We start from the raw sequence: 24,995 nt of genomic DNA on the forward strand, positions 1-24,995 counted from the left end.
TGCAGCTCTAGAGTTGGCGCGACATGAAGGGCTCGACTCCGTCTCGGGCCTGTCGTCACATGCCTCCGTCTCCCCGCCGCGGTTAGAAGCTACCGAACCGGCACACCGAGTACCCACTTGATGATCTTGTTTGCTGAGACCCGGTTGCTCATGCTGGCCCTTCCGTCAGGTGGGTGGTGGCGCGGGACTTCATGGCTCGGTCGGTGTTGGTCAGCTCGGCTTCGAGCCGGCTGCGGAGGTGGATCGCGACCACCGGGTCGGCCGAGCCGATCTTGAAGAGGCAGTGGGCCTTGGGGAGTGCGGTGATCTCCGCGGCGGACCCGAGCGGGAGGCTGAAGAGCCGTTCGCAGGCCTTGGCGTCGTCGCTCTTTGACTGCTTGTAGACCAAGGCTGTGCCGCATTCCTTGATCATCGCGATCGCCGGGCTGTCGGCCGGGATGTCCGAAATGTGGTGGAAGGCGAACTGGCACGAGAGGGAGAGCGCGCGGGAAAGCTTGGTGTTGCGCCGGGTCACGGTCGCCACCGAGCCCTGGACCGTGTGCCAAGCCTCTTCGATCAGCAGCGTCGTCGGGACGGGGTCCGCCTGCCGATAGAGGGTGTTCGCCAGCCAAGTACTGACGATGGTCATGACGATCGGCAGCGCCGGCCCTTCTTCCGGCAGGAGGGAGACGTCAAAGACGGTTAGGCCGGCATTGAGCTGAATCTCGTCACTTGTAGGGCCGTCGATCAGGCCCGCGAGGTCATCCTCGATCATCCGCTCGAGCTCAAAGGCAGGGTCACGGCCCCACTCCTTCAGTTCCTCGCGGGTAAGCCCGGCAGCGCCAGCGGTCCCCACGTCGGGACGATAGAGCGCGGCGAGGACGTCTCGGATGTCTGCTACGCGTCCTTCGTGCCGTCCCGTCTCCAGGGCCTGCCGGTGGGCCATGCGTAGGGCCTTGCCCTCACGCGGGGTCAGCTTCCTGCCCAGGGCCTCCTCGGTCACCGCACGCAGCAGCATCGACTGCCCGGCCGGGGTTTCGAACCCCGCGCCGTCGCCCTCTCCGGGCGGGCCGTCGAGATCCTCGTCGAGGCGGGTGGCGATGCGCGGGTCGAGGAGGTTGATCCTCGCCCCGCCCCCACCAATCCGGAAGCGGATCGGCGCCACGTCGAGCGCCTGCGCCAACGGTGTGTACTCGCCGCCGCGGCGGTCGATCTGGTACTTCTTGTCGATCACGACGATGCGCCGGCCGAGGATGAGCTGGCGCAGCACGCCCCAGGTCTTCATGGCGGAGCTCTTTCCCTGGCCGAGGTCGCCGATGTAGACCACGTTCGGGGACTCCAGAGTCTCCCCGTAGCCTTCGAAAACGTCATGGATGAGGAACCACCCGGAGTCCGCGTCAATGCCGAAGATGAGTCCCTTGTGCGAGGTCGGCGGGGCGGCCACCGCCATGTCGGAGAACTCCATCTGCCGGGTCGAGGTTAGGATCCCGGGCGCGGCGGGATCATAGAACCCGAGCTGCGAGGCGAACTTCCAAGGCCGGTGATGGAACCACTTCGTCCCCGGTTCCGTCTCGACGCCGAGCTGCGGCCGGCCAGAATGGCGCGCCCGCTCGCCTGCGGCCCAACGCACCGCCTCCGCCCGCTTCCGCGCCTTCTCGGCCCGGGCCACGGAACGCGGCATCCTCTTTGCGGGGATCAGGGACCACCTGCGCCGAGTCGCGGTCTCGGCGTCGGCGGCCTCGAAAGCCTCCCCGGATCTCGCCGTCGTCGTCTCGGTGCTCATCGGATCCCCCTCGTGAACGGCATGGTCGTGATTGATGCAAGGTCCTGCCGGTGGTCGAGCCAGTCGATGCGCTCGATCCCGGCGTCGGCGGCCGCGGCCTCGATGATGTCCGCCGTCGGAAGGACCTGTTCGGCGTCGTCCACTGAGTAGGTGATGTAGAGGCCGAACGCGGCGCCGTGGTGCCCGGATCCGACCCGGAGGTCGACAAGGCGCTGTTTCGAGGCATCCAGGAGCACGTCCTCTTCGCCGTCGGTCACTCGTCCTGCTTCCTCGGCGGTCTTCTTCCGCGCCTTGTCATCGGCCACATGGCGTCTGGCCTGCCCGCGCGCCTGGCGGGCGTCTTGGAGTTCGGAGACGACTGCGACCGTGTGGACCACTGGGGGCTGGATGCCCCGCAGCAGGGGCCGCAGCGCCTCGACCGGCACCGCTTCCGGGCTGAACGCAGTGGCCGGCACGTACCCGGTGCGCGTGTGCCACTTGCCGTTGACGACGACGGCGTTCGGCGACGTCGAGCCGTCCAGGTGCTGCCAGCAGTCGGCGAGGTCCGCTCCGTCTTGGTCGTCGATGTCGTAGTCCGGGTCTTGGAGGTGGCGCAACAGGGCGGCCATCTCGAGAGGGCCGAGCGGGCGGCAGCCGGTGACTGAGCCCTTGATCTCGGCGTAGGACATCGCCGAGCGGACCTCGTTGAAGATCGCCAGGCCGACGCCCTCGTCGCCTTCCCCGTACACGGACGCCCGCCGGTAGAGCGGGTCCCCGGCGGGGATTCGGAAGGTCTCGTAGGTGCGGTGCTGCTCTGCGCGGGAGCGGACGACGTCGCACAGCTCGCCGTACGACTCGAGCAGGACCTCCGGGACCTCGTTGGCGATCTGGCGGCGCAGCCACAGCAGGTGGTCGGTGGCGTCGACTGGCACGCTGCGGGAGATCGACTGGACGTGTGTGATCAGCTGCTGGCGGCGGGCCAGCCGTGCCAGGACCTGCCCATGCGCGATGTAGCCCGCGTCCTCCCGGTGCTCCTCGCGCAGCCCCGAGCTGGTACCAATCGTCTCGACCGTGGCCGTGTAGTAGGGCTTCTTGGCCTGATGCCGGAACACCGCCATCTGTCCCAGAGGCGTGTGGACGGAGAAGAACCGGACGGATCCCACCATGAGCGGCGCAGTGTCGCGATGCCGGATCGGGACGTCGATCATGCCATCTGCGTCGGCGCGGTCCGCCTGCGACCTCGGGGCCCTCGCCCGCCGCGTCGCCGCGCGAGCAGTGACCGGGACGAACACCGCGGTCCCCTTCCGGCGCCGGTGCCACTGATGCCACCGCTCGGCGAGCAGTGCGCCGACACTGCGGTGGTCGGTGAACCTGGTCGGAGTGGTCAGGACCGTTCCGACCAGCAGGACCGCGCCCGCGGCGAAGAAGGCCAGGATCTGCTGGATGCCGCTGAACATGACCACCAGGGCCACTGCCAGCGAGGCGATCATGCCGGCCCACTCGGGGCCCGAACGGTGCCCGCCCCAGAGGCCACGGCCGGCCACTTCGCCGCCGAGTACGACCATCCTCATTGTGTCTCCCTGCTAGCGTCCGCTGATGTGGTCGGTGTTCGGGGCGATGGTCTCCGCGGCCATCCGGCCTCGCCGGGCGGCCGTGCGGGCCGTCTCCCGCGCGGCCAGCAGGAACGCCGCGGCGCCGCCGCTGGCGACCTTGCCTGCGGTCTTTGCCGTGACCGCACCGACGCTCCCCGCTGCCTGGAGAGCCGAGCGCCTCGACGGACTCTGTCCCCCGTGGATCGGCGAGGGCGACGACGTCCCGCCAGTTTCTGTCGATGCGGCGCTGCTGACCGCCTGCCCTGAGGCGCGGTTGCCGGCACCTGAGCTTTGATTGCGGTTGAACATGCTGCGCTGGTTCCGGATCATCGAGCTGACACCGGCCCCGGCTCCGGCGACGAGGGCCGCCCCGGCGACGGAGCCGCGACCGGCGCCGACGCTCGTCGAGGCGGAGGGCAACAGCGGGACCCATTTGAACAGTCCCATCGGTGCGAACGCGAACATGAGCATCGCGGCCCCTGCGATAAAGACGCTCGAGGCGTTCACGAGGGCGTCGTCGACGCCGTCCTTGAAGGCTGGCTGGCCGGCGACGAAGCCGAAGACCGCTCCGATGAGAAGGATCAGCAGCGGCTTGGACAGGCCGATGCCCAGCCAGAGGGAAAAGATCTTCGCGACCCGGCCCCGATACTGGGGATGGACGAGGAACCCGATCGCCAGGGCGATACCGACGCCGATCATGTACAGGGCGAAGGGCTGCAGGAACAGGACCCCGATCAGGCCCCAGGCGCCGAAGAAGAGCAGCCCGAACAGGATCACCGCCGCCAAGGGGCCGAACACGCCGTTGGACTGGTAAGAGGCGAAGCGGGACACGACCTCCATGAACGAGGCGATCCTGGTCGCGGACCAGTCGGAGAACGCATCGGTGAACCCGGAGAACCAGCCGTTGAGCACGTGCCCGATGGCCGGGCCGAACAGCACGAGCACGACGGACAGGGGCCCGTACCAGATCAGGGCTCGGCGCACCTCCTCGAGGTCGATGTCCCCGTCCTTGGCCACGTCCTTCCAGAGCTTGAAGTACATCAGGGCCAGGATCACCAGCCCGACGGCTGCGAAGGCGCCCCATGTGTCGCGGAACCCGTCGTCGATGACGAAGGCGGAGGTCTTCGTCAGGTTCTGGGTGACCTCGCTGGTGGCCTTCACCGCCCCGTCCTTGACAGTGTTGGCGAACCTCTCGAACCCGTCCTTCGGGTCAGCGATGAACGAGATCACGTCCACCGCCCCGAGGACGAACTGCCCGCCCGGGGAGATCGCGATGACGTCCTTGAGGACGTCCCCTGCCAGCGGGGTCATCCTGGCGACGGTGTTGTCGAGCCTGCAGGCCATCGAAGCGGCGGGGTCGCCGATGGCCAAATAGGCCGCGCAGAGGCTCGCGCCGTCCTTGGACGGGCTGTAAGCCAGGGCCTGCTCCGGGGTGGCTAGGAACACGGCGAACGCCTTCGCGGTGTCCTGCTCGCACGAGCCCGGCAGGGCGAGGTGCAGGGCGTTGATTCCGCAGGCGTCCTGCGAAAGCTTCTGCACGATCGAGTCCCGGATCTGGCTGCGCTGTGTGGCCGGGAGCCCGGCGAGGCGCTTCATCTCGTCGGCGTTCAGGCTCGATGACTGGGGTTGGGACTGGTCGGCGGCGTAGACGGCCTGGGTCGAGACGATGCAGAAGCTGAACATGACGACCAGGGCCATGGCGACGGGCCGGATCTTAGCGGAGAGCGTTCGCATACTCGATCCACCCCTCACGAGAGACGTCCTTGAAGGCTTGGTCGGCCAGCTCTTTGGTCAGCACCGGGGCCTTCCCGCCAGGCGCAGGAAGGGCAGCGGCGTTCGGTCCCCGGTCCGGGAGCCGGCCTCCGAGCGTGCCGTTGTCGCCGAGCGGAGCCTGGCTGCGGGTGACCATCCAGTCACCTCCGTGCCACGAGAGGTCGAGCGACTGTGTCACGAAGCTCGCCTTGGGGTCGTCGCCCGTGCGGGCGTCGACCACTCCGTAGACGACCTGGACCAGGGCGCTTGTGCGTTCGCTGCAGGAGACCAGCCGGTAGAGCCCGCCGCTCGCGACGTCGGTTCTGGTCACCCAGTCGCCGTCGAAGGTCCGGATGCCGCTGGCCTCGAGGTTCTTGGCCTCGAGGTCCGCGAGCGTGGTCTTGGCTTCGAGCTCGTCGGCGGAGACGTCGATCTGGGCCAATGCCTTCTGCTGTGCCCGCCATGCGCTGGGGTGGACGTCGGCGATGACTGGCAGGTAGTTCGCGGCCGCGGCGGCTGCCGAGTTGCAGCTTCCGTCGTACCCGATCGGGGTCTTGCCGTCCGCGGCAACGCCGGATCCGCCGGATCCGATCCTCACCTGGGAGACGGGGAAGCCGAGCTTCCCTCCGCCAGCGACCGTGGCCGCGGCCTCGGCTACCGGCTGATCGTGTCGGGTGCCGAGGATGAGCGCGGCGGCCGTGATGGCTGCTACGACGATGGCGGCGGCCACGAAAGCCTTCCAATGGAGCCGCATCGTCTTAGGCCCCGATCGCACCGGTGAGGGCCAGGATGAACCCGAGGATCACCCCGGCCGCGGCGCTGCACCCGAAGACGAGAGCCGTCTTCTTCACGCCTTGGGCGCCCTCGGCGATGTCGTCGACATGGCCTCGGTTGTGGGCGAGGCCCCACTTGGCCAGGGCCAGGAGGAAAGCCCCGGCGATAACGATGAGCACTAGGCCCCAGATGCCTCCGAGGACGAGCGCGGAGGCGTTCTTGAACTTGATGCCGAAGACGTTGAAGTCCGGCTTGGTCCAGTCGAGCGGGTTCTCGACGAATGGCGCCGTCGAGCGGATGACGATTTCGGAGGTGAGAGCGGTCAGCATGGCTTAGCGCCTTCCATGGGTTGTCGGGGCAGTCTGGGTGTGTGCGGAGGCGGCGTCGGCGTGCAGGAGCCCGTCGGCGATCGCCGCGGCTGCCCGCTCGAAGGCACGGCGGACCGGGGAGCCGACGAGCTGCCAGTCGATGATCGAGCCGGTGTCCAGGGCCTTGTCGTAGGGGATGTCGATCACGGCGCGCACCGCCTCGTCGAGGGCTCGGCGCAGCTCGGTCCGCTCGGCTGTCGGCGAGGACGCTCCGGCGCCCTGCGTCACCAGGACCACAGCGTTCGCGACGAGCTCCTTGTAACGCGGGCTGCCTGTGTGCTCGGACATGGACTCGAGCTGCTCGATCATCCTCAGCGCCGAGACGACCGAGTTGCGCTTTAGCGTGGTCGGTATCACGAGCTGGTCCGCCACGTCGATCGCGGCCAGCCAGTTCGCGCTGCGGGTGTTGTTGGCCGTGTCGACGATGATCGTGTCGTAGAACCTGGTCAGGACCGTGTGGAGCCGGTTGAACTCCTCGACCCCGATCTGCTTCATCCGGTCGGGGTCCTCGTCGGAGACGAGCACGTTGAACGAGTTGTTGCCCTGGTGGCGGGTGTAGAACGACAGCTCGCCCTTGCGGGCCTCGATCCGCTCGAACGACCCGAGCACGCGCAGCAGGTCCCAGACCGTCCGGGTCGAGTCGTTCGAGTTCGTGCGCACGCCGAGCGTGCCCATCGTCTCGTTGTTGTCCCACACCAGCGTCTGGAGCGCCGAGTGGATCCCGAAGGTCGACCCGAGCCCGATGCTGCAGGTTGTCTTCCCGACCCCGCCCAGAGGCTGCGCCGCCATGACCATCATGGGGCGGCTGTAGATCCGCTGGATCGCGGCGATGTCGGCCCGGCGCCTGAGCTCTTCCGACCCGGCCTTCGGATTGATGAGCCCGAAGGTCATGGCCCGGACGAGCGCCTGCCAGCCGGAGATCGGCGGCAGCTGGTCGTCAATGTTCTCCTTCCGCAGGATCGCCGAGCTCCGGCGCCCCCTCACAAGCGGCTCCTCCTGCGCCAGTTCTCCGTGCTCCGTGTGTTGGAGCTCCGAGGTTAGTCCGACCGGCTCGGGGATCGCCTCGTTGACTGCCTCGGCGATCGGCCTGCTTTCGAGATCCGCGGTCAGGTCCGCGAGAGCGGAGCGGTGAGCAGCGCCCCGCTCGATCCCCTGCCAATTCGTCGTCATGGATTCTTCCTCCTCTTGCGGTGTCTGTCTCACTGGGGGCCCGGGACGTTGAACCGGACGATTTTCCACGGCTGGTCGGCGCCGTTGCGGTGGAGGACCACCTCATACGGCCCCGCCGCCGAGCCGAACCGGGCCTTGGCCGCGAAGCCGTTCGTCTCGTCGACGGCCAGCTCGCCCGCCCCGAACGACGTGATCCCGATCGTGGACGGATCGACGTCCATGTAGTCGTGCGCCGCCTGCGGTGTCAGGAGCGGGCGGAGGTCCGCGATCCATGCCTGGGCGCTCACACCGGGGCGCGCGTACAGGGTCATCCCCCGTGTCGCCAGATCGAGGGCAGCCGTCTTCGACGCCGTGTCCCACGCCACCCCCAAGGCCGCAGGCGACGTCCCTCCCGGCGCCTGGGGCCGGTCCTCGGCGCTGAGAGACACCGAGGCGGACCCCGTCGGACCTGCGGACGGGGACATGTCCGGATAAACCCTCGACGCCGCAGGGGCCGCCGCGCACCCGGTGAGGGTGAGGGCAAGCAACGCCGCCGCTGTGGCGGCCGAGGTCGCAGCTGGGCTAGGACGCAAGGCCGGAATCCTTCCGGGTCGGCACGTACAGGAAGGCGCTCGGCGTGCTGTCCTTGACCGTGCGTGTGTAGTAGGTGTGGTCATTCGGCGGCGGATTGCCGTTGTACCCCTCTTCGAGGTACGTCCCGTCGCCGTTTACCGCCCTCACGATGGCCACATGCCCAAGATCGCCCGCCCCGCCCGTGTTCGGGGCGTACCAGGCGACCGCTCCGGCCTGAGGCGTCCTGCCCGTGGGCCAGCCCCTCGCGTCCCAGCCGTCCTTCCACGTCAGCGCGGAACCGAGCCGCCTGCCGTCGGGGCGGAAGGTGGAGTTGAGGATCTTGAACGGGGCCGTCGTGCTGCCGAGGGCCTGATTGACACGCCACAGGGCGAAGTCGACGCACTCGCGGGTGAACGTCCCGTCAGGGGATGCCGCGTCGATCGGACCCGCGGCCCACGGCAGGTCGTCGCCCGCCCCGGCCGCTCTCCCGCAGGACGTCGACCCGGCGATGTCGGAGCCCTTCACGCCGGCCAGGCCGCTCACCACCGCGGTCGCGGCAGGCCAGTAGCCCTCGTAGTGGTAGGGGTCGGCGTTGCGTTGGACCCTGTGCGCGGCGATGGTCGGGTCGAGCTGCTCCCACCCCTGCACGCCCAGGAGGGCCTTGAAGAAGTTGGTCGCGCTCACCCCCGGGTCCATGCGGTCGCGCGGCGAACCCCAGGCCCCGTCCCCGCGCTGCTGGAAGAGTCCACGCGAATCAGGCCCGACAGTATCCCCATGGTCCAGAACCCGCAGACCGGACTCCCCCATCGCGGTCATCACCCCGATGGTCTCGCCCCTGACTGACAGCCCCATCGCCTTGCCGGCATCGATGATCGCTCGCGCGTTGGCCAGCTGAACGCCTGAGTAGCCGGCAATGTGGCGAGAAGCGGGCGTCACGGCCGGCGACCCGGCAGGCGCCGGAACGCACGCGGCCTGTGCCGCTAACGGCGTCGCACTGCCGTTGCCGTCTGTCACAACCGTGACCAAGGCCACGGACCCGACCAGGAGCGCAGCCGCGGCCGCCCCCAGCACCGTCCTTGAACCCATGCGGAGTCGCCTCCCCCCAAATTTGCTTCCACTTCTCGATGTGCACCGAGGGGACCGAGAGGGAGGCCGCAAACTTGCATGAACGTGGCCGAAATCATCCAGAAGCTGGATCGGCCGACAATTGCGGATTCTGGCAGACGGTGAAGCCGCTGACGACAGCCCGTGTCAAATCTGTATGACGTGGGTCAAATCCGTAAGAGCAGGCTCTGAGAACGACGGGGCCTCGCTCAGAGCGCCCGAAAAGGAATCCTTGGGGTGATCTGGGCAAACGCGCATCGGACCCGTTTCGAGACCGGATTCGGCAGGCTGCGTCGTTGATCTGGTCGAGCCCTGCGCTATAGACTGCCCCGGCTTCGCCCGGCATGCCCTTCGAGACCGGCTCCCTCAGTTCCGACGACCGAGCCAAGGCGAGGCGACTAGATAGGCTGATGTCATGGCTTCTCTGGTCGAGCATGCGCAGGGGGTGGCGTTGGAGACGCTCTCTGACCTGCCATCGAGGCGGGCACACGTGGCAGGCGTGGCCGCCACGGCCACGTCGATCGCCGAGCAGTTGAGGCTGCCAGGGCGCAACACGGTCGCCGCCGCGGCATGGCTGCACGACGTCGGCTATGCGGAGCGTGTCGCGGCAACCGGCTTCCACCCCGTCGACGGGGCCATGTTCGTCAAGGACCAGGGCTTTCCCGACGCCGTGGTATCGCTCGTGGCCTACCACACGGGCGCGGAGAACGAAGCCGCGGAACGAGGACTGTCGGACGCGCTGGCGGCGTTCGAGCGGCCGGATCCAGTGCTGCTGGATGTCCTGACGTTCTCCGACCTCACCGTCGGGCCGGGGGGCGAGCGCGTGGAGGTGGAGGCACGTATCACGGAGATCCTGTCACGGTATCCGGACCGGCACCCGGTGAACAGGGCCGTGATGCGGTCGTCGCCGGGCCTCCTTGCTGCAGCGGAGCGGGTGAAACGCCTCATTGCTGCAGCGGACTCCCGCTAGTGACCGGTCGCAGTCGGGCGATACTCAGCCGAGATAGGGGGCGGGGCGGCGGTCGAGGTAGTGGCTGATTCGAAGCCGCATCGACGGGTGCATGTCCAGCTCGGAGATGCGTTCGGGCTCGACCCAGGCAATCGCGGTGCTCTCGGTGTCATAGGCGAGGTCACCACCGAGGAGTTCGGTGGTGAAGCAGAGCGAGAACTGCTGGCGGACCTCGCCATCGGTGTACTCGATGACGTGATTCGGGTTGGTGTAGACGCCGACCAGACCAGTGACGCGGACATCGAGCCCAGTCTCCTCCCTGACTTCACGGACCGCGCAGTCTTCGATGGACTCCCCGAGCTCCATCCCGCCGCCGGGGAGCGCCCAGAGCCCGTTGTCCTTGCGATGCACGAGAGCGATCCTGCCCCCGTCGTCTGTCACGACCGCTGTGGTGGACGGGACGACGCTGTTGGGCCTGGGTGCGTTCGGGTTGTTGAAATGGTCTGTTCGGGCCATGGTCAGCTTCCTCCATCGATGCGGTAAACAGGGTGGGCCGTCGCCCAGATGCGCTCGAATGCGGTGGTATAGGTCTCCCAGGGCACCGGGACGGCGGTGTCCCTGTTGAGGATGAAGACCGGGTTGTCGCTGGCCGGGGAGCCGTAGACATGGGGATTGACGACCATGGTGCTGTCCGCGCGGAAGGTCGACGTGTACAGGGGCGTGCCGTGGACTCTGATGCTGACGTTGGGTTCGTCTGCTATCGGCTTGAGGCGTCGGATCGTCATCCTGCATCGGTCGCCGAGGCTGTGTTCGATCTGTTCCTCGATGCCGCGCTGGTGGACCGCCTCCGAGGTCGGGTCGCCCGCCATGAAGCGGATCAGCGCGCCCCTGCGCGCTGCGTCGCGGGCGAGATCCAGGAACCTCGGAACGGTGTCAAAGAGAAATGTCCCGCCGTACACGCAGATATCGATCTGCTCGGATGCGCCGCCGAAGAGATCGGCCCAGGCATCCCGGGGCACATGGGCACGGCTGGGATAGAAGACCGCGGGGATGATTCCGGCGCCGCTCGCGCGTGGCGGGGAGAAAAGCTGCGGCCAGAGTTCGTGCGGTTCGCATTCAAGCGCGTGGGCAACGGCCTGCGCGTTCTCTCGCTGGGGCTTCGTTTCGCCTTCAAGCCAGCGTTCAATGGTGCGTTGGTCGATGCCTGACTTGCGTGCGAGTGCCGACGTCGAAATTGCCTTGGCGTTCATGCGCGCGCTCAGCAGGGCATTCCTCTTGCGCACGTGAGCGGCAGGCCTGTCTTCTTCCCGGGCTGTGGCATTGGATTCGGTCAACGGCACTCCTTGGACATCGTTAGCCCCATTCTGCCGCGGAATGAGTGGCTTCTGTCCAAGGACTGACGCACGAATGACGTGGGAATGCCGGAAATGGGCGCGTTGAGTGGTCCCATCCTCCGAACAGGCGGAGGCACAGATCCAGACAGGAGGGCCTCCCATGCGACCCCCAGCCGAACTCGAAAACCTGATGACGCCGCGAACCATCGCCGCAGGCCTCGGGCGCAGCCAGTCTGGCCTGCCCGTCTTCGTCCGTGCACGCTCAGTGGTTCCAGTGACACACCTCATCGCTGCACGGCCGCCCGGCCCGCGGGCGGCATCGGCGGGAGGAGGCTGTGATGGCTGCCAGTGAGGATTCCCGTGCGGCGCGGGATGCAAAGCTCGACGATCTACACGAACGTCTCGCGAGGGCCGTCGAGGCGCTTGTGTCGGGTGATGACTGGAAGCGGGCGCTCGAGTTCGCGGCTCGGTTCCGGACCAGGTCATTCAACAACACACTGTTGATCTGGGCGCAGCACGAGGCGGCCTTTGAGGCGGGCCGTGTGCCTGAACCGGTGCCGTCGTACGTCGCGGGATACAAGCAATGGCAGCTGCTTGGTCGCCAGGTAGAACAGGGACAGCCCGGGTACATGATCTTCGCGCCCGTAACAGGCCGGTTTGCGTCACCGACGCCCCAGGATGCTGAGTCGTGGCGTCGGCTCGGGAAGTTCGAAAAGCCAAACGGCGGTGAGGTGGTGCGATCGCGCCTGATCGGCGTCCGCCCGGCATATGTGTGGGATGTCTCTCAGACATCGGGTGATCCTATTCCCGAACGACCGGTTGCCGCCCTATTGGAGGGCGAGGCACCCGACGGGCTGTGGGAGGGTCTCGCTTCTCTTGTAGAGGCGGAAGGGTTCACGGTGCTGCGGGTCCCCGATGGGCGTGTGATCGGCGGAGCAAACGGGCTGACCGACTTCGGGGGCCGGACGGTCGCGGTGAGGCTGGACATGGATCCAGCTGCTCAGGCGAAGACCCTGGCGCACGAGCTCGCCCACGTGAAGCTGCACGGCCCCGGCAACCCCGACACCACTCGACATCGCGGGATCGGTGAGGTGGAGGCGGAGTCCGTCGCGCTGATGATCGGGGCCGCGCACGGGATGGACACCAGCTCGTACACGATCCCGTACGTGTCTGGTTGGGCGGGGCAGGTCGAGGGCAAGTTCCCAGTCGAGGTGGTCCAGGCCACTGGTGAGCGAGTCCGGAGGACCGCCGGCACGATCTTGGATGCTCTGCCCACGGTCCAAGTTGGAGCGGGCGATCCACCTGGTCTCACTCGTGAACGCGACGATATCGACCGCACCCCGCGCCCGGAGCGTATCCCGTCGCTGGCTGTCGACGTTCATCGAGGGTCGCGGGCAACCGTCCCCGGGCAGCGGAGCCTCTGATGGATCCAACCGGACTCTTCGTTGAGGTTGCGAACCTGTCGTTGGCGGAGTCGGCCGGGCGGTTCGCTGTTGCAGGGGTCCCAATATTCCCGTGCGTGCCGGGCGGGAAGCGTCCGCTGACTACGCGGGGTTTCCACGACGCGACTGCGGAGACGCGGCGAGTGGTGTCCTGGTGGCGCCGATGGCCCGGTGCCAACATCGGCCTGCCCACCGGGGCAACGTCCGGGGTGGAGGTGGTCGATGTCGATCGGAAGGCTGGCGGGTCGGGGTTCGGCTCGTTCGAGCAGGCTCGCCAGGCGGGGCTGGTCGGCGGGTGGCTGGTGCTGGTGCGGACGCCGTCGGGCGGGATGCACGCCTACTACCCGGCGGACCCGGCCCGGCGGCAGCCATCGTGGCAGGCGGCGTCGGCGCGGGTGGACTTCCGCGGCGACGGCGGTTATGTGATCTTGCCTCCGTCGGTCGTGGACCTCGAGACGGGTCTGCGGGCGGCGTACGCGCTCATCCGCAGCAACGACGGAATGGTCTCGCCGGTCGACGCGATGGCACTGCGGGATCTGCTCGACACGAGGCGCGAGCCGATCGCGCTCTCTCGAGGTATCGCCAACGTAAGGGATGGCCAGCGCCTGGCAGGGTGGGTCGCCTCGCGCGGTGAGGGTGAGCGCAACCGTGGCTTGTTCTGGGCAGCGTGTCGGATGGCCGAGGCGGGCGCGTCCCCGGAGGTGACCCAGGAGGTGTTGGGGCCTGCCGCCGAGCAGGCGGGTCTGCCGTCCCGCGAGGTGGACGTGACGATCCGCTCCGCCTACCGTGCAACCCATACCGGCCCGCGACTGGACGACGCGTCCTGGCGCCGCGGAGGGAGCCGTCGTGCCGCGCAGGTGAAGGGTCAGGTGCTCTCGTGATCCCAACCAGTCTTCGTGAGAGCGCCCTCGCGGTCCGGACGGCGGTTGCGGGGACGGTGCTGATCGCCGCGTTCGCGTTCTGGCTCTCCTTCACTGCCCTCTCGGACTTGGCGCGTCGGTCCGGTGTTGAGGCGGGGCAGGCCTGGGCGTGGCCGCTGATCGTGGACGGGTTGATCGTGGTCGCCACGGTCGCGGTGGTCGCGCTCGATCGCCGGGTGGCGGCTTGGTATCCGTGGCTGCTGCTGGTGGCAGGGACGGTCGTGTCGGTGACGGCGAACGCGCTGCACGCTACGGTGGCAGCCGATCCGGATGTGCCCGGTCTGCTGGCCGCCTGCGTCGCGGCCGTCCCGCCCCTGGTGCTGCTGGCGAGCACGCACCTGACGGTCGTCTTGGTCCGTTCTCATCGCGCCGTCGGAGCCGTCACCGCCGAGGACGCGGGAGGCATCGAGGGCACTGCCGTTGGGGAAGTTTCCTTCGCGTCAGGGGTGAGTCGCCGACGGGAGGTCGCAGCGGGACTCCGGTCGGAGGGTTGGTCGAACAAAGCGATCGCCCGACGCCTCGGGGTCGCACCGTCTACGGTCGGCCGCTGGTTCTCAAGGGCCGGGACCGCGAACGCACGTGACGGAGGTCCAGCGATTGGCCTGAGGTGAGCTGACTATGTCCTGCTCCAGCACCGCAGCGACGTCAATTGCCGGGGAACGCATACGCACTTGCCTGTCAGGAGGTCCCAGATCATGAGCACAACGAGTCGCAACCGTAAGTTCGAGGATCCCGAGGGGCTGCGAGCCCTGCTGACCCGCCTTCACCGGGCCGGTCGCGGCGCTTGGCGGGACGATCCCGAGGCAGCAGCCTTGATGCGGCATACAGCCGAGAAGTATGCCGCCCTCGCCCGCAAGCACGGGCTGGACCCGTGGGAGGCCGCGACTGCAGCCTTCGACGCGATGCGCAACCCCTCGGTGCGTCGGGCCGAGGACCCGTGGGCGGTGGTCACCCACGCCGTGCGGATCACCTGCTTGGCAGAGGAACGCGGCCAAGGGCTGCTGTGCTCGGTGACCCGTGCCCGCCGCCCGCAGTACAGCCGCTTCCATGACGCGGAGCGATTCGGCGACCGCGACAACCCGCTGACCGACTACCACCCCGCCTTCCACAGCACTCCGGTAGAAGAACCCGACGAGTCCAATTCCTCCACCGCAGTCGAAGGCTCGACCAGTATCGGGTCGGCAGTGGAGGACACGATCACCTTGTTCGCCCTGCTGGGATGGCCGGCGGCAACTGCGCGCACCGGGATCGAGTACATCTGCGCCCGGCTCACCGAGGCCGCCTCGCGGGCCTCAGCGTTCGAGGCTCTGCGCCGCGACTTCCACGCCCGCGCGCTGCTGGACATCCCCGGCAAGTCGTGGCTGGCAATGCTCCGCGCCGTGCTCGGCAACCCCGACGCGGACCTGGTGCACACGACCGCGGGACGAGGCATTCTGCTGCGGCTGCTCATCGGCGAACCGCTCGACGACCTGCTCGCGGACGACGCGCTGCTGGCCGACGTGGTCCTGTCCGCTCCCTCGGGGAGGAGCCATGGGTAGGCGGCCCGGGCACATCGAGCTCGAGCGCGCGCTCGACTCCATCCGGGTCGGTCGGCGCCACCGCGGCGATCTGGGCGACGTCGGCGCGCTGGCGGCGTCCATCGAACGGGAGGGCCTGCTCCAGCCGATCACGGTCGCACCGGACGGGGTCCTGGTGTGCGGGCTGCGTCGGCTGGCTGCGATGCGCCAACTGGGCTGGAAGACGGCGAATGTGTGGGTGCGGTCGGGGATCAGCGACGAGCTCGGGCAGCTCCTCGCAGAACAGGACGACAACGCCCTCCACAAGCCCCTCTCCCAGACCGAGCAAGCCGCGCTCTACCGGGAGCTGAAGACCCTGCTGGCCGAGGACGCCGCGCGCCGGCAGATGGCCTCCCGGTTCCCCGCCGATGGACAAACGCGCAGGTCAGACGGTGCCGCCACCGTGGCGGCACCGTCCACCGAATCCCAGCTCGGGGACACCAGGGCACAGGCCGCGCTCATGGTCACCGGCCGAAACTCGTACACAAGCCTCGAACGCATCGGCGAGCTCCAGCGCTTAGCTGCCGACCTGACCGCACCAACGGACGTCCGGCGCCGGGCGGCGGCCGAATTGGCGGGGATCGACGCGGGCGGGTCGATCACGGCGGCCCACCAACGCGCCCGTGCCGAGGTATCCCTCGCTGAGCTCGACCGTCTCGCCGGCGACCCCACGGTCCCCGCGATGGTGCGGGGGCTGGCTGCACAGGACGCCGCCCGACTGCGTGCCTCCGAGCCACAGGCCCGGGCCGCCGACCTCGAACACCTCGCCGCCGAGGCACTCGCGCGCGTCCGGGCTGGACAGAAGCGCACCGCACACCCCCGTCCCGCAGCGGCACCCGGCGCAGGGGTCATGACGGTCCGGGCGTTCGTGCTGATCTGGGAGGAGCTCGCGGGATGGTGGGAGCGCTGCGACCCCGCTGAGGTCGCAGCAGCCCTGACCGACGAACAATGGGAACGCTTCCAGAACACCGTGGCCGGAACGATCAAATTCGCCGAGTCCGCTGCCGCGGCCCGCGCCAAGTCCGAGCCCCGGACCGCCTGACGAGCGCCAAGCACGGCAGGGAGGGTAGGGCCCTCGGCCCGAATCCGCATTGGTCACGCAACGCGAGATGCACGCCGGCGAAGCATCGCTTCGGCAACAGGCGGCCGCCGTACGGCCACCGGCAGCGCACCTCGCGGGTATGAAGAAGATCCACCATGATTCGGCACCGACACTCTTTCCACTTGTCGTCCTTGATGTCCATGCCGACGGCACCCAGACCGCATCCGCGGACGGCTCACCCTTGGATCCGCCACCATCCGCAGGGCCCTGGCACCGGTCCTCGCTTGGGCAGATCATCGACCTCGCCACGGGCGGTCGCACCGCCCCTGCCCAGGTCGAAGTCCGCGAGAGCGACGACACGATTTTCACCAGTTTCATCACCTCGGGCTCCTGCAGCCGCAACATGGCCCCGGAACCCGCAGCCCCTGTCGAGGGGACTCTTGAAACTCACCAGCCTGCGTTCGCGACGATTGAGGAACCCGGCTTCCTTCCGGCCGAAGAGGTTGCTGTCGCAGTCATCGTCGGACACACCGATGCGGGGCCATCGGGGATGGCACAGGCCAGGCTCGGCCCCGGATGCCTGGGAGCCGGAGACGTCATCCTGCTCGGCCGGACCTCTGGCACCCTCGTCATCAGCCGACTGCGGTGAGCGGGGAGTACCGGCAGGCGGGGTCGCCGGCGAACGAGCTCGCCAACATCGCGATCGTTGCCCTCCTCGGCCTGTTGGCCGTAGCACTCATCTTTCGGATCGCCGGAGCGGCGGCGGCGTTCCTGACCGGAACACCCCAGCCGACTTCCGGCATCGCCTCGGGAGTCGCAGTGCTGTTCCACCCGGGCGACCCGGCGCGGGCCTTGGGTGCGGACGGCCTGAACCCCATAGCCTACTGGGTGGTCGCCGGACTGCTCATCGCCGGGTTCGCAGGTGCCGGGGCCTGGGCTTGGATCGCCGTACGGCGACACTCCCGGCAGACGAAAACGGACCCGCGCAGGATCGACGGGACCGCAACCGGAGCCGAAATCGTCCGGGCGGCATCCGCCAAGGCCCTGCTGAGCCGGGCCGCAAACATCCGTCCATCGCTCGACCGTCCCCGCCCCCACGACATCGGGTACCTCCTCGGGAAGAGCCGGGGCAAGCGGGTGTGGGCCTCCGCCGAGGACTCGATCCTGCTCATCGGCCCGCCCCGCTCGGGGAAAGGCCTGCACGTCGTGATCAACGCGATCCTCGACGCACCCGGCGCCGTCGTCACCACGAGCACCCGGCCCGACAATCTCAGCGCGACCCTCGGGGCCCGCCAGCGCATCGGCCCGGTCGCGGTGTTCGACCCGCAGCATCTCACCGAGGGCCTCCCGGCCGGGCTTCGCTGGTCGCCGATCAGGGGCTGCGACGACCCCCTGACCGCCATGATCCGCGCGACAGGCCTCGCATCCGCCACCGGCCTCTCCGCCGGCGGCGTCGAGTCCGGCGGGTTCTGGGAAGGAAAAACCCGCACGGCACTCCAGGGACTCCTCCACGCCGCCGCCCTCGAACACCGACCGCCATCGGAGCTGTTCCGCTGGACACTCGACCCCGCGGCCGCGGCAGACGCCGTCGCCATCCTGAACAGCAACCCGTCCGCGGCGACCGGCTGGGCTGAGTCGCTCGAGTCGATGATCGACGCCGACCCCCGCACCCGAGACTCGATCTGGCAAGGCGTCTCTCTAGCGCTCGGCGCGCTCGCGGACCCCCGCGTCCTGGACGCCGTCACACCGCGCGATGGCGAGGACTTCGACCCCGAGGCGTTCCTGACCGGACACGGCACCCTCTACCTGCTCGCCACCGGCGCCGGCGCCGGCGCTTCCGCTGCCCTCGTCGCGGCGTTCGTCGAGGACCTCGTCGAAACCGCCCGCCGCCTCGCCGCCTCCTCCCCCGGAGCGCGCCTCGACCCACCGCTGCTGCTCGCACTCGACGAAATCGCCAACCTCGCCCCGCTCCCGTCCCTGCCCACCCTCATGGCCGAGGGCGGCGGCACCGGGATCACCACCATGCCGGTCCTGCAGTCCCTCGCCCAAGCCCGCGACCGATGGAACGAGAACCAGGCCAACTCGATCTGGGACGCCTCCATCGTGAAGATCATCCTCGGCGGTGCCTCCAACAGCCGAGACCTCCAAGACCTCTCCACGCTCATCGGCGAACGCGACGAATACACCGACTCCGTCACCACCGGCGACCACGGCTCCCTGTCCAACCAGCGCTCCCTCCGCCGCGTCCCAATCCTGCCGCCCGACCGCATCCGCACCCTCCCGTTCGGTACAGGCATCACCCTCCTCCGCTCCGCCCCACCGATCATCACCGACCTGAACCCGTGGCCAACCCGCCACGACGGCGCCCAGATCAAGGCCGACCGGAGCGAGATCGAAGCCCTCCTGCGGCGACCGACAGGACCCTGATTCGCAACTACGGTGAGTCGCGGCGCACCTGCCCGACAAGGACGACCCAACCCGGGTCGCCGACGATCAGGAAGGTAGTCCCATGGCGATCCACACACAGCAATCCGTCTCCGGGTTCATCGCATCCGATCCTCAGCTCAGCCACACGGCCAAAGGCGACGCGAGGTTCTATGCCCGCATCGGCCAGGAGCACTACCGGCGCGAGGCCGACGGGTCCTTCACCGAGCTCGAGCCGACGTTCCACGACCTCGTGGCCTACCGGGCCACGGCCGAGCGGGCATACGAGCGCTTCGCCAAGGGCGACAGCTTCGTCGCCGAGGGGTACGCCCACACCTTCGAGCACGAACGCGACGGGCAGAGCATCGAGAGCGAGGAATTCGTGGCCAAGAAGATCGGACACAACCTCGCCCGAACCACCTACGAGGTCGACCGCACCCGCCGGGCACAGGCTGCCGCCGAACGCGAAACCCCAGCCACCGAACCCCAGGCGAGCGAGGCCCGCAGGGACCCGGCAAACGCCTCGCCCGCGCTCGGACTCTGAACGGCCACCGCGATGAGGGCCAACCGCGACACGGCGCCCGAGCCGGACGAGCCCGAGCCCGACGACACAGGCGAGTACGGCGGCCCAGACTTAGCCGAGCCGCCGCACCCGATCAACTGGAACCTGCTCACCGCCGACGAAGCGGAAGCGGAATGGCTGGAGCTCAACGCGTGGGTGGACTGGCTCCGCCACACCTACGGCCTCCCGGCCGCGGTGATTCCGCCGTCCTGGCACCGGCACCCCGAACTGGTCTGGGAACTCTCGGCGCTCCACCTGCATTGGCTCTGCGCCTATGTCCCCGAGCAGAATGGCTCAGCACCGTTTGGATGGCACCGCGACTTCGCCGAGGCCAGGCAGCGGCTCCGCGACTGGGTGAGCGTCTCCGGCACCCGCCTCGACCGCGACCGACCCACCCGGCAAACCGCCTGGCCAGGCGAGGACCGCGCTGATCCCGTCGAAGATACCCCCGTCACCAACCGCGACGAGGACTTCGTCCAGTTCGTCCTCGACGAGGTTCGCAACCGCCGCGAGGCCGAGGATGCGTTCTATGCAGCCCTCGGCCCAGCCAACCAAGAGTTGCGATGAACTAGGGCGTGTCTGCTAGGTTCTCGCGCAGCGACGAAGACAGGAGGAGGCGAACCGCTCCGGTTCGCCTCCTCTCCCCATGGTCACTTCGCCGAGGGTATCTCGGTGAGCAGCCGCTCACGAAGCTCGTCGGGATCGACCCGGATCAGCCGTCCGACCCGATAGCCGTGCACGGTCCCGTCTGAGATGCGACGCCGAAGTGTCTTGATGGATATCCCCAACTGCTCCGCGGCGTCGGCTAGTGATGTAAGTCTCAATCCTCGCGTATCCGGACGGATATGAACTGCCATGGTGTTGCCCTCCTGTCAGCGATGTTCCCCCACCTCACAGGTGGCCATCGCCGTCCGGCGGCTGCTCCCCCGCTCTCCTTTTCGCTGCCGCGATCCGGTCGGCAACACGGTCGCTCATCCGATCGGCGAGCTCGCGATCGCGCGACATTGTGGCGTGCTGATAGCGGAGCACGACGCGAATGTCGGCGTGCCCGCCACGGCGCATCAGCTCGGCGAGCGTCGCGCCCTCCTGGGCGAAGATGGTCAACCCGGTGTGGCGGAGGTCGTGGAATCGGAACCTCGACGGGAGGCCGGGGACGGCTTCCCGCGCGTCCGCCCAGACGTATCCCCATCGTGTGTTCGACAGCGGAACGCTGCCACGGATGTTCGTTGGGATCAACGGGGCCTTGGCCTCCGGCGCAACGTTGTCCCGCAGGTGCGCTTCGAGACGGTCGCGCATAATCCTCGGGATGCTGAGAGACCGTTTGCCGGCGTCACTCTTCAGCTCGCTCGAGTAGTCACCGGTGTTCGCGCTCAGTTGCCGGCGCACGTGCAGTGTGGCAGTACCGTCATCGTGCCACTCGATGTCCCGGCGCTGCAGTCCAAGGCACTCGCCGCGCCGCAGCTGGCACCACGCCGCGAAAAGCACCATGATCGCCCACTGCTTCGGCGTTGCCGCGTACAGATCCTCGATCTGCTCCGGGCTTGCTACGTCCTCGCTGTCGTCGTGGTCGGCGTCATGCCGCACCGACTCCTGTCTCGGAATCGAGATGTTCGGTGCGGCCGGGATGATTCCGTCACGCGCGGCCTGCCGGAGGATCATCATCAGGACGATCAGCACCGGCCGCGTGATGCCGTTGAACTTGGACCTGGGATTCAGGGGCGAGGGGATTGTGTCAAGGCGATCGGTCATCACACGGATGCGCGCCTCGTCGATCCGGCGTACCGGAGTGTCTCCGAATTCCGGGATCAGGTAGCCGTCCACCTTGCTCTTGTACGAGCGGATGGTTCCGATGGCGCGTTTCTTCCCGCTGCGGTTCGGCTCGGTGCGTATCAGGGCGATCCAACAATCCGCGTACTCGGAGAATCCGACGGATCGCGCCTTCTCTGTTTCGGCCTCCGCTCGGCGACGCGCAGCGAGCACCGAAGGCGATTCCCACTCCTCGCGCGCGATCTTTGTGTGAACGCTGGCGAGCCAGGCACGGGCATCGGTCTTCGTGAGGAACGTCAGCGGCTTGTCGTCCTCGGTCCGGGCGGTGTGGGTTTCGCCGTCGGGTGCCGGATAGCGGGCCTGCCAGCGGCCGGAAGGGAGCTTCCGCAGTCTCCCCCACGCCTCCCGCTTTGCTGTGCTCACGATGGCCTCCCGTGGACTCGAACGGACACTGACGGATCGTCATGCCCCTCCATGCCCCTCGAAGGGCGCGGGCCCCTAGATCCGCAGAAGTCCGCGAATACTGAGTCCGCCCGTTCATCACGTGGGGCACGATATGGCACGACCCCGAACACGCTCAGATCCCAGAATCGGATCAACTCGCGTCTCGTCATCCATCTCGAAAGTGCGCACGTGCCCCCGGCGCGCCCCGCCGAATGGCTATTCATGGTCATCTCTGGCCTCCTCTGTCCGTTGGGAGAAGGCACGAAAAGAGGCCCGGGCCTGCAGAAACCTGCAGGTCCGGGCCTCCCATCAGCACATTACGGGCGCCGGGCTGAGACCACTCTCAGAAGGCCCAGTCCTCATCCTCAGTGTTCACGGCCTTGCCAATGACGTAGCTCGACCCCGACCCCGAGAAGAAGTCGTGGTTCTCGTCGGCATTGGGCGAAAGCGCCGAGAGGATCGCGGGGTTCACGTCCGTGACCGACGAGGGGAACATGGCCTCGTAGCCGAGGTTCATGAGCGCCTTGTTGGCGTTGTAGTGCAGGAACTTCTTGACGTCTTCGGACAGGCCCACGGGATCGTAGAGATCGTGCGTGTACTGGACCTCGTTCTCGTACAGCTCGAAGAGCAGCTCGAACGTGTAGTCCTTGATCTCCTGGCGCTTCTCCTCCGAGACCCTCTCGAGGCCCTTCTGGAACTTGTAGCCGATGTAGTAGCCGTGCACGGCCTCGTCGCGGATGATGAGCCGGATGAGATCCGCCGTGTTCGTGAGCTTGGCCCGCGAGGACCAATACATGGGCAGGTAGAAGCCCGAGTAGAACAGGAAGCTCTCGAGCAGGGTCGAAGCGACCTTGCGCTTGAGCGGCTCGTCGCCGCGGTAGTAGTCCATCACGATGTGCGCCTTGCGCTGGAGGTTCTCGTTCTCGAGGCTCCACCGGAACGCGTCGTCGATCTCCTTGGTCGAGCACAGCGTCGAGAAGATCGACGAGTAGCTCTTCGCGTGGACCGACTCCATGAACGCGATGTTCGTGTACACGGCCTCCTCGTGCGGCGTGATCGCATCGGGGATAAGGCTCACGGCGCCGACCGTGCCCTGGATCGTGTCGAGCAACGTGAGGCCCGTGAACACGCGCATCGTGAGCTGCTGCTCCTGCGCGGTGAGGGTGTGCCACGACTGGACGTCGTTGGAGAGCGGCACCTTCTCGGGCAGCCAGAAGTTGTTCACGAGGCGGTTCCACACCTCGACGTCCTTCTCATCCTGGATGCGGTTCCAGTTGATCGCCTGGACGTGGTCGAGGAGCTTGAGCTTCTCGGGGGTCATGGGAGGTCCTTTCGAGCGGAACGAGAGTCAACTATCACAGCATGCAGCTGACGCAACCCTCCACCTCCGTGCCCTCGAGCGCGAGCTGGCGGATCCGGATGTAGTAGAGCGTCTTGATGCCCTTCCTCCACGCGTAGATCTGGGCCTTGTTGATGTCACGCGTCGTCGCGGTGTCCTTGAAGAACAGCGTGAGCGAGAGGCCCTGGTCCACGTGCTGGGTCGCGGCGGCGTACGTGTCGATGATCTTCTCGTAGCCGATCTCGTACGCGTCCTGGTAGTAGTCCAGGTTGTCGTTCGTCAGGTACGGCGCCGGGTAGTAGACGCGCCCGATCTTGCCTTCCTTGCGGATCTCGATCTTCGACGCGACCGGGTGGATCGAGGACGTCGAGTTGTTGATGTAGCTGATCGAGCCCGTCGGCGGCACGGCCTGGAGGTTCTGGTTGTAGATACCGTGCTCCATGACCGAGGCCTTGAGCGCGAGCCACTCGTCCTGCGTCGGGACGTGAACGTTCGCCTCGGCGAAGATCTCCCGCACGCGGTCGGTCGTGGGCGCCCACTCCTGCTCGGTGTACTTGTCGAAGAACTCCCCCGACGCGTACTTGGAGTTCTCGAAGCCGCCGAACGCGTGGCCGTGCTCCTGCGCGAGCAGGTTCGACGCCCGCAGCGCGTGGAACAGCACGGTGTAGAAGTAGATGTTCGTGAAGTCGAGGCCCTCTTCGGAGCCGTAGTGCACCCGCTCGCGGGCCAGGTAGCCGTGCAGGTTCATCTGGCCGAGGCCGATCGCGTGCGACTTCGAGTTGCCCTCCGCGACCGAAGGAACCGACTGGATGTCGCTCATGTCGGACACGGCCGAGAGCGCGCGGATGACCGTCTCGATGGAGAGCCCGAAGTTCGTCGAATCCATCGTCTTGGCGATGTTCATCGACCCGAGGTTGCACGAGATGTCCTTGCCCACCTGGGCGTACGTGAGGTCCTCGTTGTAGATCGACGGCGAGGACACCTGCAGGATCTCCGAGCACAGGTTGCTCATGGTCACCTTGCCGGCGATCGGGTTGGCCCGGTTCACCGAGTCCTCGAACATGATGTACGGGTAGCCCGACTCGAACTGGATCTCCGCGAGGGTCTGGAAGAACTCGCGCGCGTTGATCTTCGTCTTCTTGATCCGCGAGTCGTCGACCATCTCGTAGTACTTCTCGGTGACCGAGACGTCGGAGAACGGCATGCCGTACACGCGCTCCACGTCGTACGGGGAGAACAGGTACATGTCCTCGTTCCGCTTGGCGAGCTCGAACGTGATGTCCGGGATCACGACGCCGAGGGAGAGGGTCTTGATGCGGATCTTCTCGTCTGCGTTCTCACGCTTCGTGTCGAGGAAGCGGTAGATGTCCGGGTGGTGAGCGTTGAGGTACACGGCGCCGGCGCCCTGGCGCGCGCCGAGCTGGTTCGCGTAGGAGAACGAGTCCTCAAGGAGCTTCATGACCGGGATGACGCCCGAGGACTGGTTCTCGATCTGCTTGATTGGGGCGCCGTGCTCGCGGATGTTCGTGAGCGAGAGCGCCACACCGCCGCCGCGCTTCGAGAGCTGGAGGGCCGAGTTGATGCCGCGCGCGATCGACTCCATGTTGTCCTCGATGCGCAGGAGGAAGCACGAGACGAGCTCGCCGCGCTGCTTCTTGCCCGCGTTGAGGAACGTCGGTGTCGCCGGCTGGAAGCGCCCGGCGATGATCTCGTCCATGATCTGGGTGGCGAGCTGCTCGTCGCCGCGCGCGAGGTGGAGGGCCACCATGCACACGCGGTCCTCGTAGCGCTCGAGGAAGCGCTTGCCGTCAAAGGTCTTGAGCGTGTACGACGTGTAGAACTTGAACGCACCAAGGAACGTCTCGAACCGGAACTTCTTCTTGTACGCGCGGCTGAAGAGCTCGCGGATGAAGTTCATCGTGTACTGGTCGAGGGTCTCGCGCTCGTAGTAGTCGTTCTTGAGCAGGTACTCGAGCTTCTCGTCCAGGTCGTGGAAGAACACCGTGTTGGTGTTGACGTGCTGGAGGAAGTACTGGCGCGCGGCGTAGCGATCGGCCTCGAACTGGATCTTGCCGTCCTCGCCGTACAGGTTCAGCATCGCGTTGAGCTCGTGGTAGCCCAAGCCCTTGTACTTCGCGGGCATTTCCTTGGGGTCCGCAGCCG

24 protein-coding genes are annotated in these 24,995 nt (G+C 67.5%); 10 read left to right on the top strand and 14 right to left on the bottom strand.

Features of this window, described 5'->3' with window-relative positions; all coding sequences use genetic code 11:
- Window positions 1-148 precede the first annotated feature (148 nt).
- From ACOKR1_RS12080 to ACOKR1_RS12115, 8 genes are all read right to left on the bottom strand, one after another.
- Complete coding sequence (locus ACOKR1_RS12080) at window positions 149-1,648, bottom strand: ATP/GTP-binding protein (protein ID WP_422933302.1); 1,500 nt, start codon at window positions 1,646-1,648, stop codon at window positions 149-151.
- Between the two features lie 110 nt (window positions 1,649-1,758).
- On the bottom strand, window positions 1,759-3,312 hold the full coding sequence (locus tag ACOKR1_RS12085; RefSeq protein ID WP_422933303.1) for a hypothetical protein: 1,554 nt from the start codon (window positions 3,310-3,312) through the stop codon (window positions 1,759-1,761).
- A gap of 12 nt (window positions 3,313-3,324) precedes the next feature.
- A complete protein-coding gene (locus ACOKR1_RS12090) occupies window positions 3,325-5,067 on the bottom strand; it encodes a hypothetical protein (protein ID WP_422933304.1) in 1,743 nt (580 codons plus the stop codon).
- On the bottom strand, window positions 5,048-5,815 hold the full coding sequence (locus tag ACOKR1_RS12095) for a hypothetical protein (protein ID WP_422933305.1): 768 nt from the start codon (window positions 5,813-5,815) through the stop codon (window positions 5,048-5,050). The genes ACOKR1_RS12090 and ACOKR1_RS12095 overlap by 20 nt, the downstream gene beginning before the upstream one ends.
- Window positions 5,816-5,843: 28 nt before the next feature.
- On the bottom strand, window positions 5,844-6,188 hold the full coding sequence (locus ACOKR1_RS12100; RefSeq protein ID WP_422933306.1) for a hypothetical protein: 345 nt from the start codon (window positions 6,186-6,188) through the stop codon (window positions 5,844-5,846).
- A 3-nt stretch (window positions 6,189-6,191) separates the two neighbouring features.
- Window positions 6,192-7,397 (bottom strand): MinD/ParA family ATP-binding protein, encoded by a 1,206-nt coding sequence (locus ACOKR1_RS12105; RefSeq protein ID WP_422933307.1) that lies wholly within the window; start codon window positions 7,395-7,397, stop codon window positions 6,192-6,194.
- Window positions 7,398-7,426: 29 nt separating this feature from the next.
- Window positions 7,427-7,861: a hypothetical protein gene (locus ACOKR1_RS12110; protein WP_422933308.1), complete on the bottom strand. Its 435-nt coding sequence runs from the start codon at window positions 7,859-7,861 to the stop codon at window positions 7,427-7,429.
- Between the two features lie 97 nt (window positions 7,862-7,958).
- Complete coding sequence (locus tag ACOKR1_RS12115; protein ID WP_422933309.1) at window positions 7,959-8,885, bottom strand: CHAP domain-containing protein; 927 nt, start codon at window positions 8,883-8,885, stop codon at window positions 7,959-7,961.
- A 583-nt stretch (window positions 8,886-9,468) separates the two neighbouring features.
- On the opposite strand from ACOKR1_RS12115, the gene ACOKR1_RS12120 reads away from it, so the two are divergent.
- The gene (locus ACOKR1_RS12120; RefSeq protein WP_422933310.1) at window positions 9,469-10,023 is read left to right on the top strand and encodes an HD domain-containing protein; all 555 of its coding nucleotides are present in this window, start codon (window positions 9,469-9,471) and stop codon (window positions 10,021-10,023) included.
- Window positions 10,024-10,047: 24 nt separating this feature from the next.
- Here the strand turns inward: ACOKR1_RS12120 and ACOKR1_RS12125 are convergent, their stop codons facing one another.
- Both ACOKR1_RS12125 and ACOKR1_RS12130 read right to left on the bottom strand, forming a co-directional pair.
- Complete coding sequence (locus ACOKR1_RS12125; protein ID WP_422933311.1) at window positions 10,048-10,518, bottom strand: NUDIX hydrolase; 471 nt, start codon at window positions 10,516-10,518, stop codon at window positions 10,048-10,050.
- A gap of 2 nt (window positions 10,519-10,520) precedes the next feature.
- On the bottom strand, window positions 10,521-11,336 hold the full coding sequence (locus ACOKR1_RS12130; RefSeq protein WP_422933312.1) for a helix-turn-helix domain-containing protein: 816 nt from the start codon (window positions 11,334-11,336) through the stop codon (window positions 10,521-10,523).
- A 338-nt stretch (window positions 11,337-11,674) separates the two neighbouring features.
- On the opposite strand from ACOKR1_RS12130, the gene ACOKR1_RS12135 reads away from it, so the two are divergent.
- The 9 genes from ACOKR1_RS12135 (at window position 11,675) to ACOKR1_RS12175 (ending at window position 19,849) form a co-directional block, all read left to right on the top strand.
- Window positions 11,675-12,760, top strand: a complete 1,086-nt coding sequence (locus tag ACOKR1_RS12135) for an ArdC-like ssDNA-binding domain-containing protein (RefSeq protein ID WP_422933313.1) — start codon at window positions 11,675-11,677, stop codon at window positions 12,758-12,760.
- Entirely contained in the window at window positions 12,760-13,659 is a 900-nt protein-coding gene (locus ACOKR1_RS12140; RefSeq protein ID WP_422933314.1) for a bifunctional DNA primase/polymerase, read from the top strand. The genes ACOKR1_RS12135 and ACOKR1_RS12140 overlap by 1 nt, the downstream gene beginning before the upstream one ends.
- Window positions 13,656-14,309 carry a DUF2637 domain-containing protein gene (locus ACOKR1_RS12145; RefSeq protein ID WP_422933315.1) on the top strand — a complete coding sequence of 218 codons (654 nt, stop codon included), beginning with the start codon at window positions 13,656-13,658 and terminating at the stop codon, window positions 14,307-14,309. Before ACOKR1_RS12140 ends, ACOKR1_RS12145 begins: the two co-directional genes overlap by 4 nt.
- Window positions 14,310-14,393: 84 nt before the next feature.
- Window positions 14,394-15,236 carry a hypothetical protein gene (locus tag ACOKR1_RS12150; protein ID WP_422933316.1) on the top strand — a complete coding sequence of 281 codons (843 nt, stop codon included), beginning with the start codon at window positions 14,394-14,396 and terminating at the stop codon, window positions 15,234-15,236.
- The gene (locus ACOKR1_RS12155) at window positions 15,229-16,296 is read left to right on the top strand and encodes a ParB N-terminal domain-containing protein (protein ID WP_422933317.1); all 1,068 of its coding nucleotides are present in this window, start codon (window positions 15,229-15,231) and stop codon (window positions 16,294-16,296) included. The genes ACOKR1_RS12150 and ACOKR1_RS12155 overlap by 8 nt, the downstream gene beginning before the upstream one ends.
- Before the next feature lie 139 nt (window positions 16,297-16,435).
- A complete protein-coding gene (locus ACOKR1_RS12160; RefSeq protein ID WP_422933318.1) occupies window positions 16,436-16,945 on the top strand; it encodes a hypothetical protein in 510 nt (169 codons plus the stop codon).
- Window positions 16,942-18,723 carry a type IV secretory system conjugative DNA transfer family protein gene (locus ACOKR1_RS12165; protein ID WP_422933319.1) on the top strand — a complete coding sequence of 594 codons (1,782 nt, stop codon included), beginning with the start codon at window positions 16,942-16,944 and terminating at the stop codon, window positions 18,721-18,723. Before ACOKR1_RS12160 ends, ACOKR1_RS12165 begins: the two co-directional genes overlap by 4 nt.
- Before the next feature lie 82 nt (window positions 18,724-18,805).
- Window positions 18,806-19,264 (top strand): single-stranded DNA-binding protein, encoded by a 459-nt coding sequence (locus ACOKR1_RS12170; protein ID WP_422933320.1) that lies wholly within the window; start codon window positions 18,806-18,808, stop codon window positions 19,262-19,264.
- A 12-nt stretch (window positions 19,265-19,276) separates the two neighbouring features.
- A complete protein-coding gene (locus ACOKR1_RS12175) occupies window positions 19,277-19,849 on the top strand; it encodes a hypothetical protein (RefSeq protein ID WP_422933321.1) in 573 nt (190 codons plus the stop codon).
- A gap of 83 nt (window positions 19,850-19,932) precedes the next feature.
- Here ACOKR1_RS12175 and ACOKR1_RS12180 read toward each other — a convergent pair whose 3' ends face one another.
- The 4 genes from ACOKR1_RS12180 to nrdE form a co-directional block, all read right to left on the bottom strand.
- Window positions 19,933-20,139 carry a helix-turn-helix domain-containing protein gene (locus ACOKR1_RS12180; protein ID WP_422933322.1) on the bottom strand — a complete coding sequence of 69 codons (207 nt, stop codon included), beginning with the start codon at window positions 20,137-20,139 and terminating at the stop codon, window positions 19,933-19,935.
- Window positions 20,140-20,173: 34 nt separating this feature from the next.
- Entirely contained in the window at window positions 20,174-21,472 is a 1,299-nt protein-coding gene (locus ACOKR1_RS12185; protein ID WP_422933323.1) for a tyrosine-type recombinase/integrase, read from the bottom strand.
- A gap of 364 nt (window positions 21,473-21,836) precedes the next feature.
- Entirely contained in the window at window positions 21,837-22,814 is a 978-nt protein-coding gene (nrdF, locus tag ACOKR1_RS12190) for a class 1b ribonucleoside-diphosphate reductase subunit beta (protein ID WP_422933324.1), read from the bottom strand.
- Window positions 22,815-22,848: 34 nt separating this feature from the next.
- Window positions 22,849-24,975 carry a class 1b ribonucleoside-diphosphate reductase subunit alpha gene (gene nrdE, locus ACOKR1_RS12195; protein WP_422933325.1) on the bottom strand — a complete coding sequence of 709 codons (2,127 nt, stop codon included), beginning with the start codon at window positions 24,973-24,975 and terminating at the stop codon, window positions 22,849-22,851.
- Window positions 24,976-24,995: the final 20 nt, after the last annotated feature.

It is taken from the genome of Sinomonas sp. P47F7 (genome assembly GCF_049332655.1).
Classification (GTDB): domain Bacteria; phylum Actinomycetota; class Actinomycetes; order Actinomycetales; family Micrococcaceae; genus Sinomonas.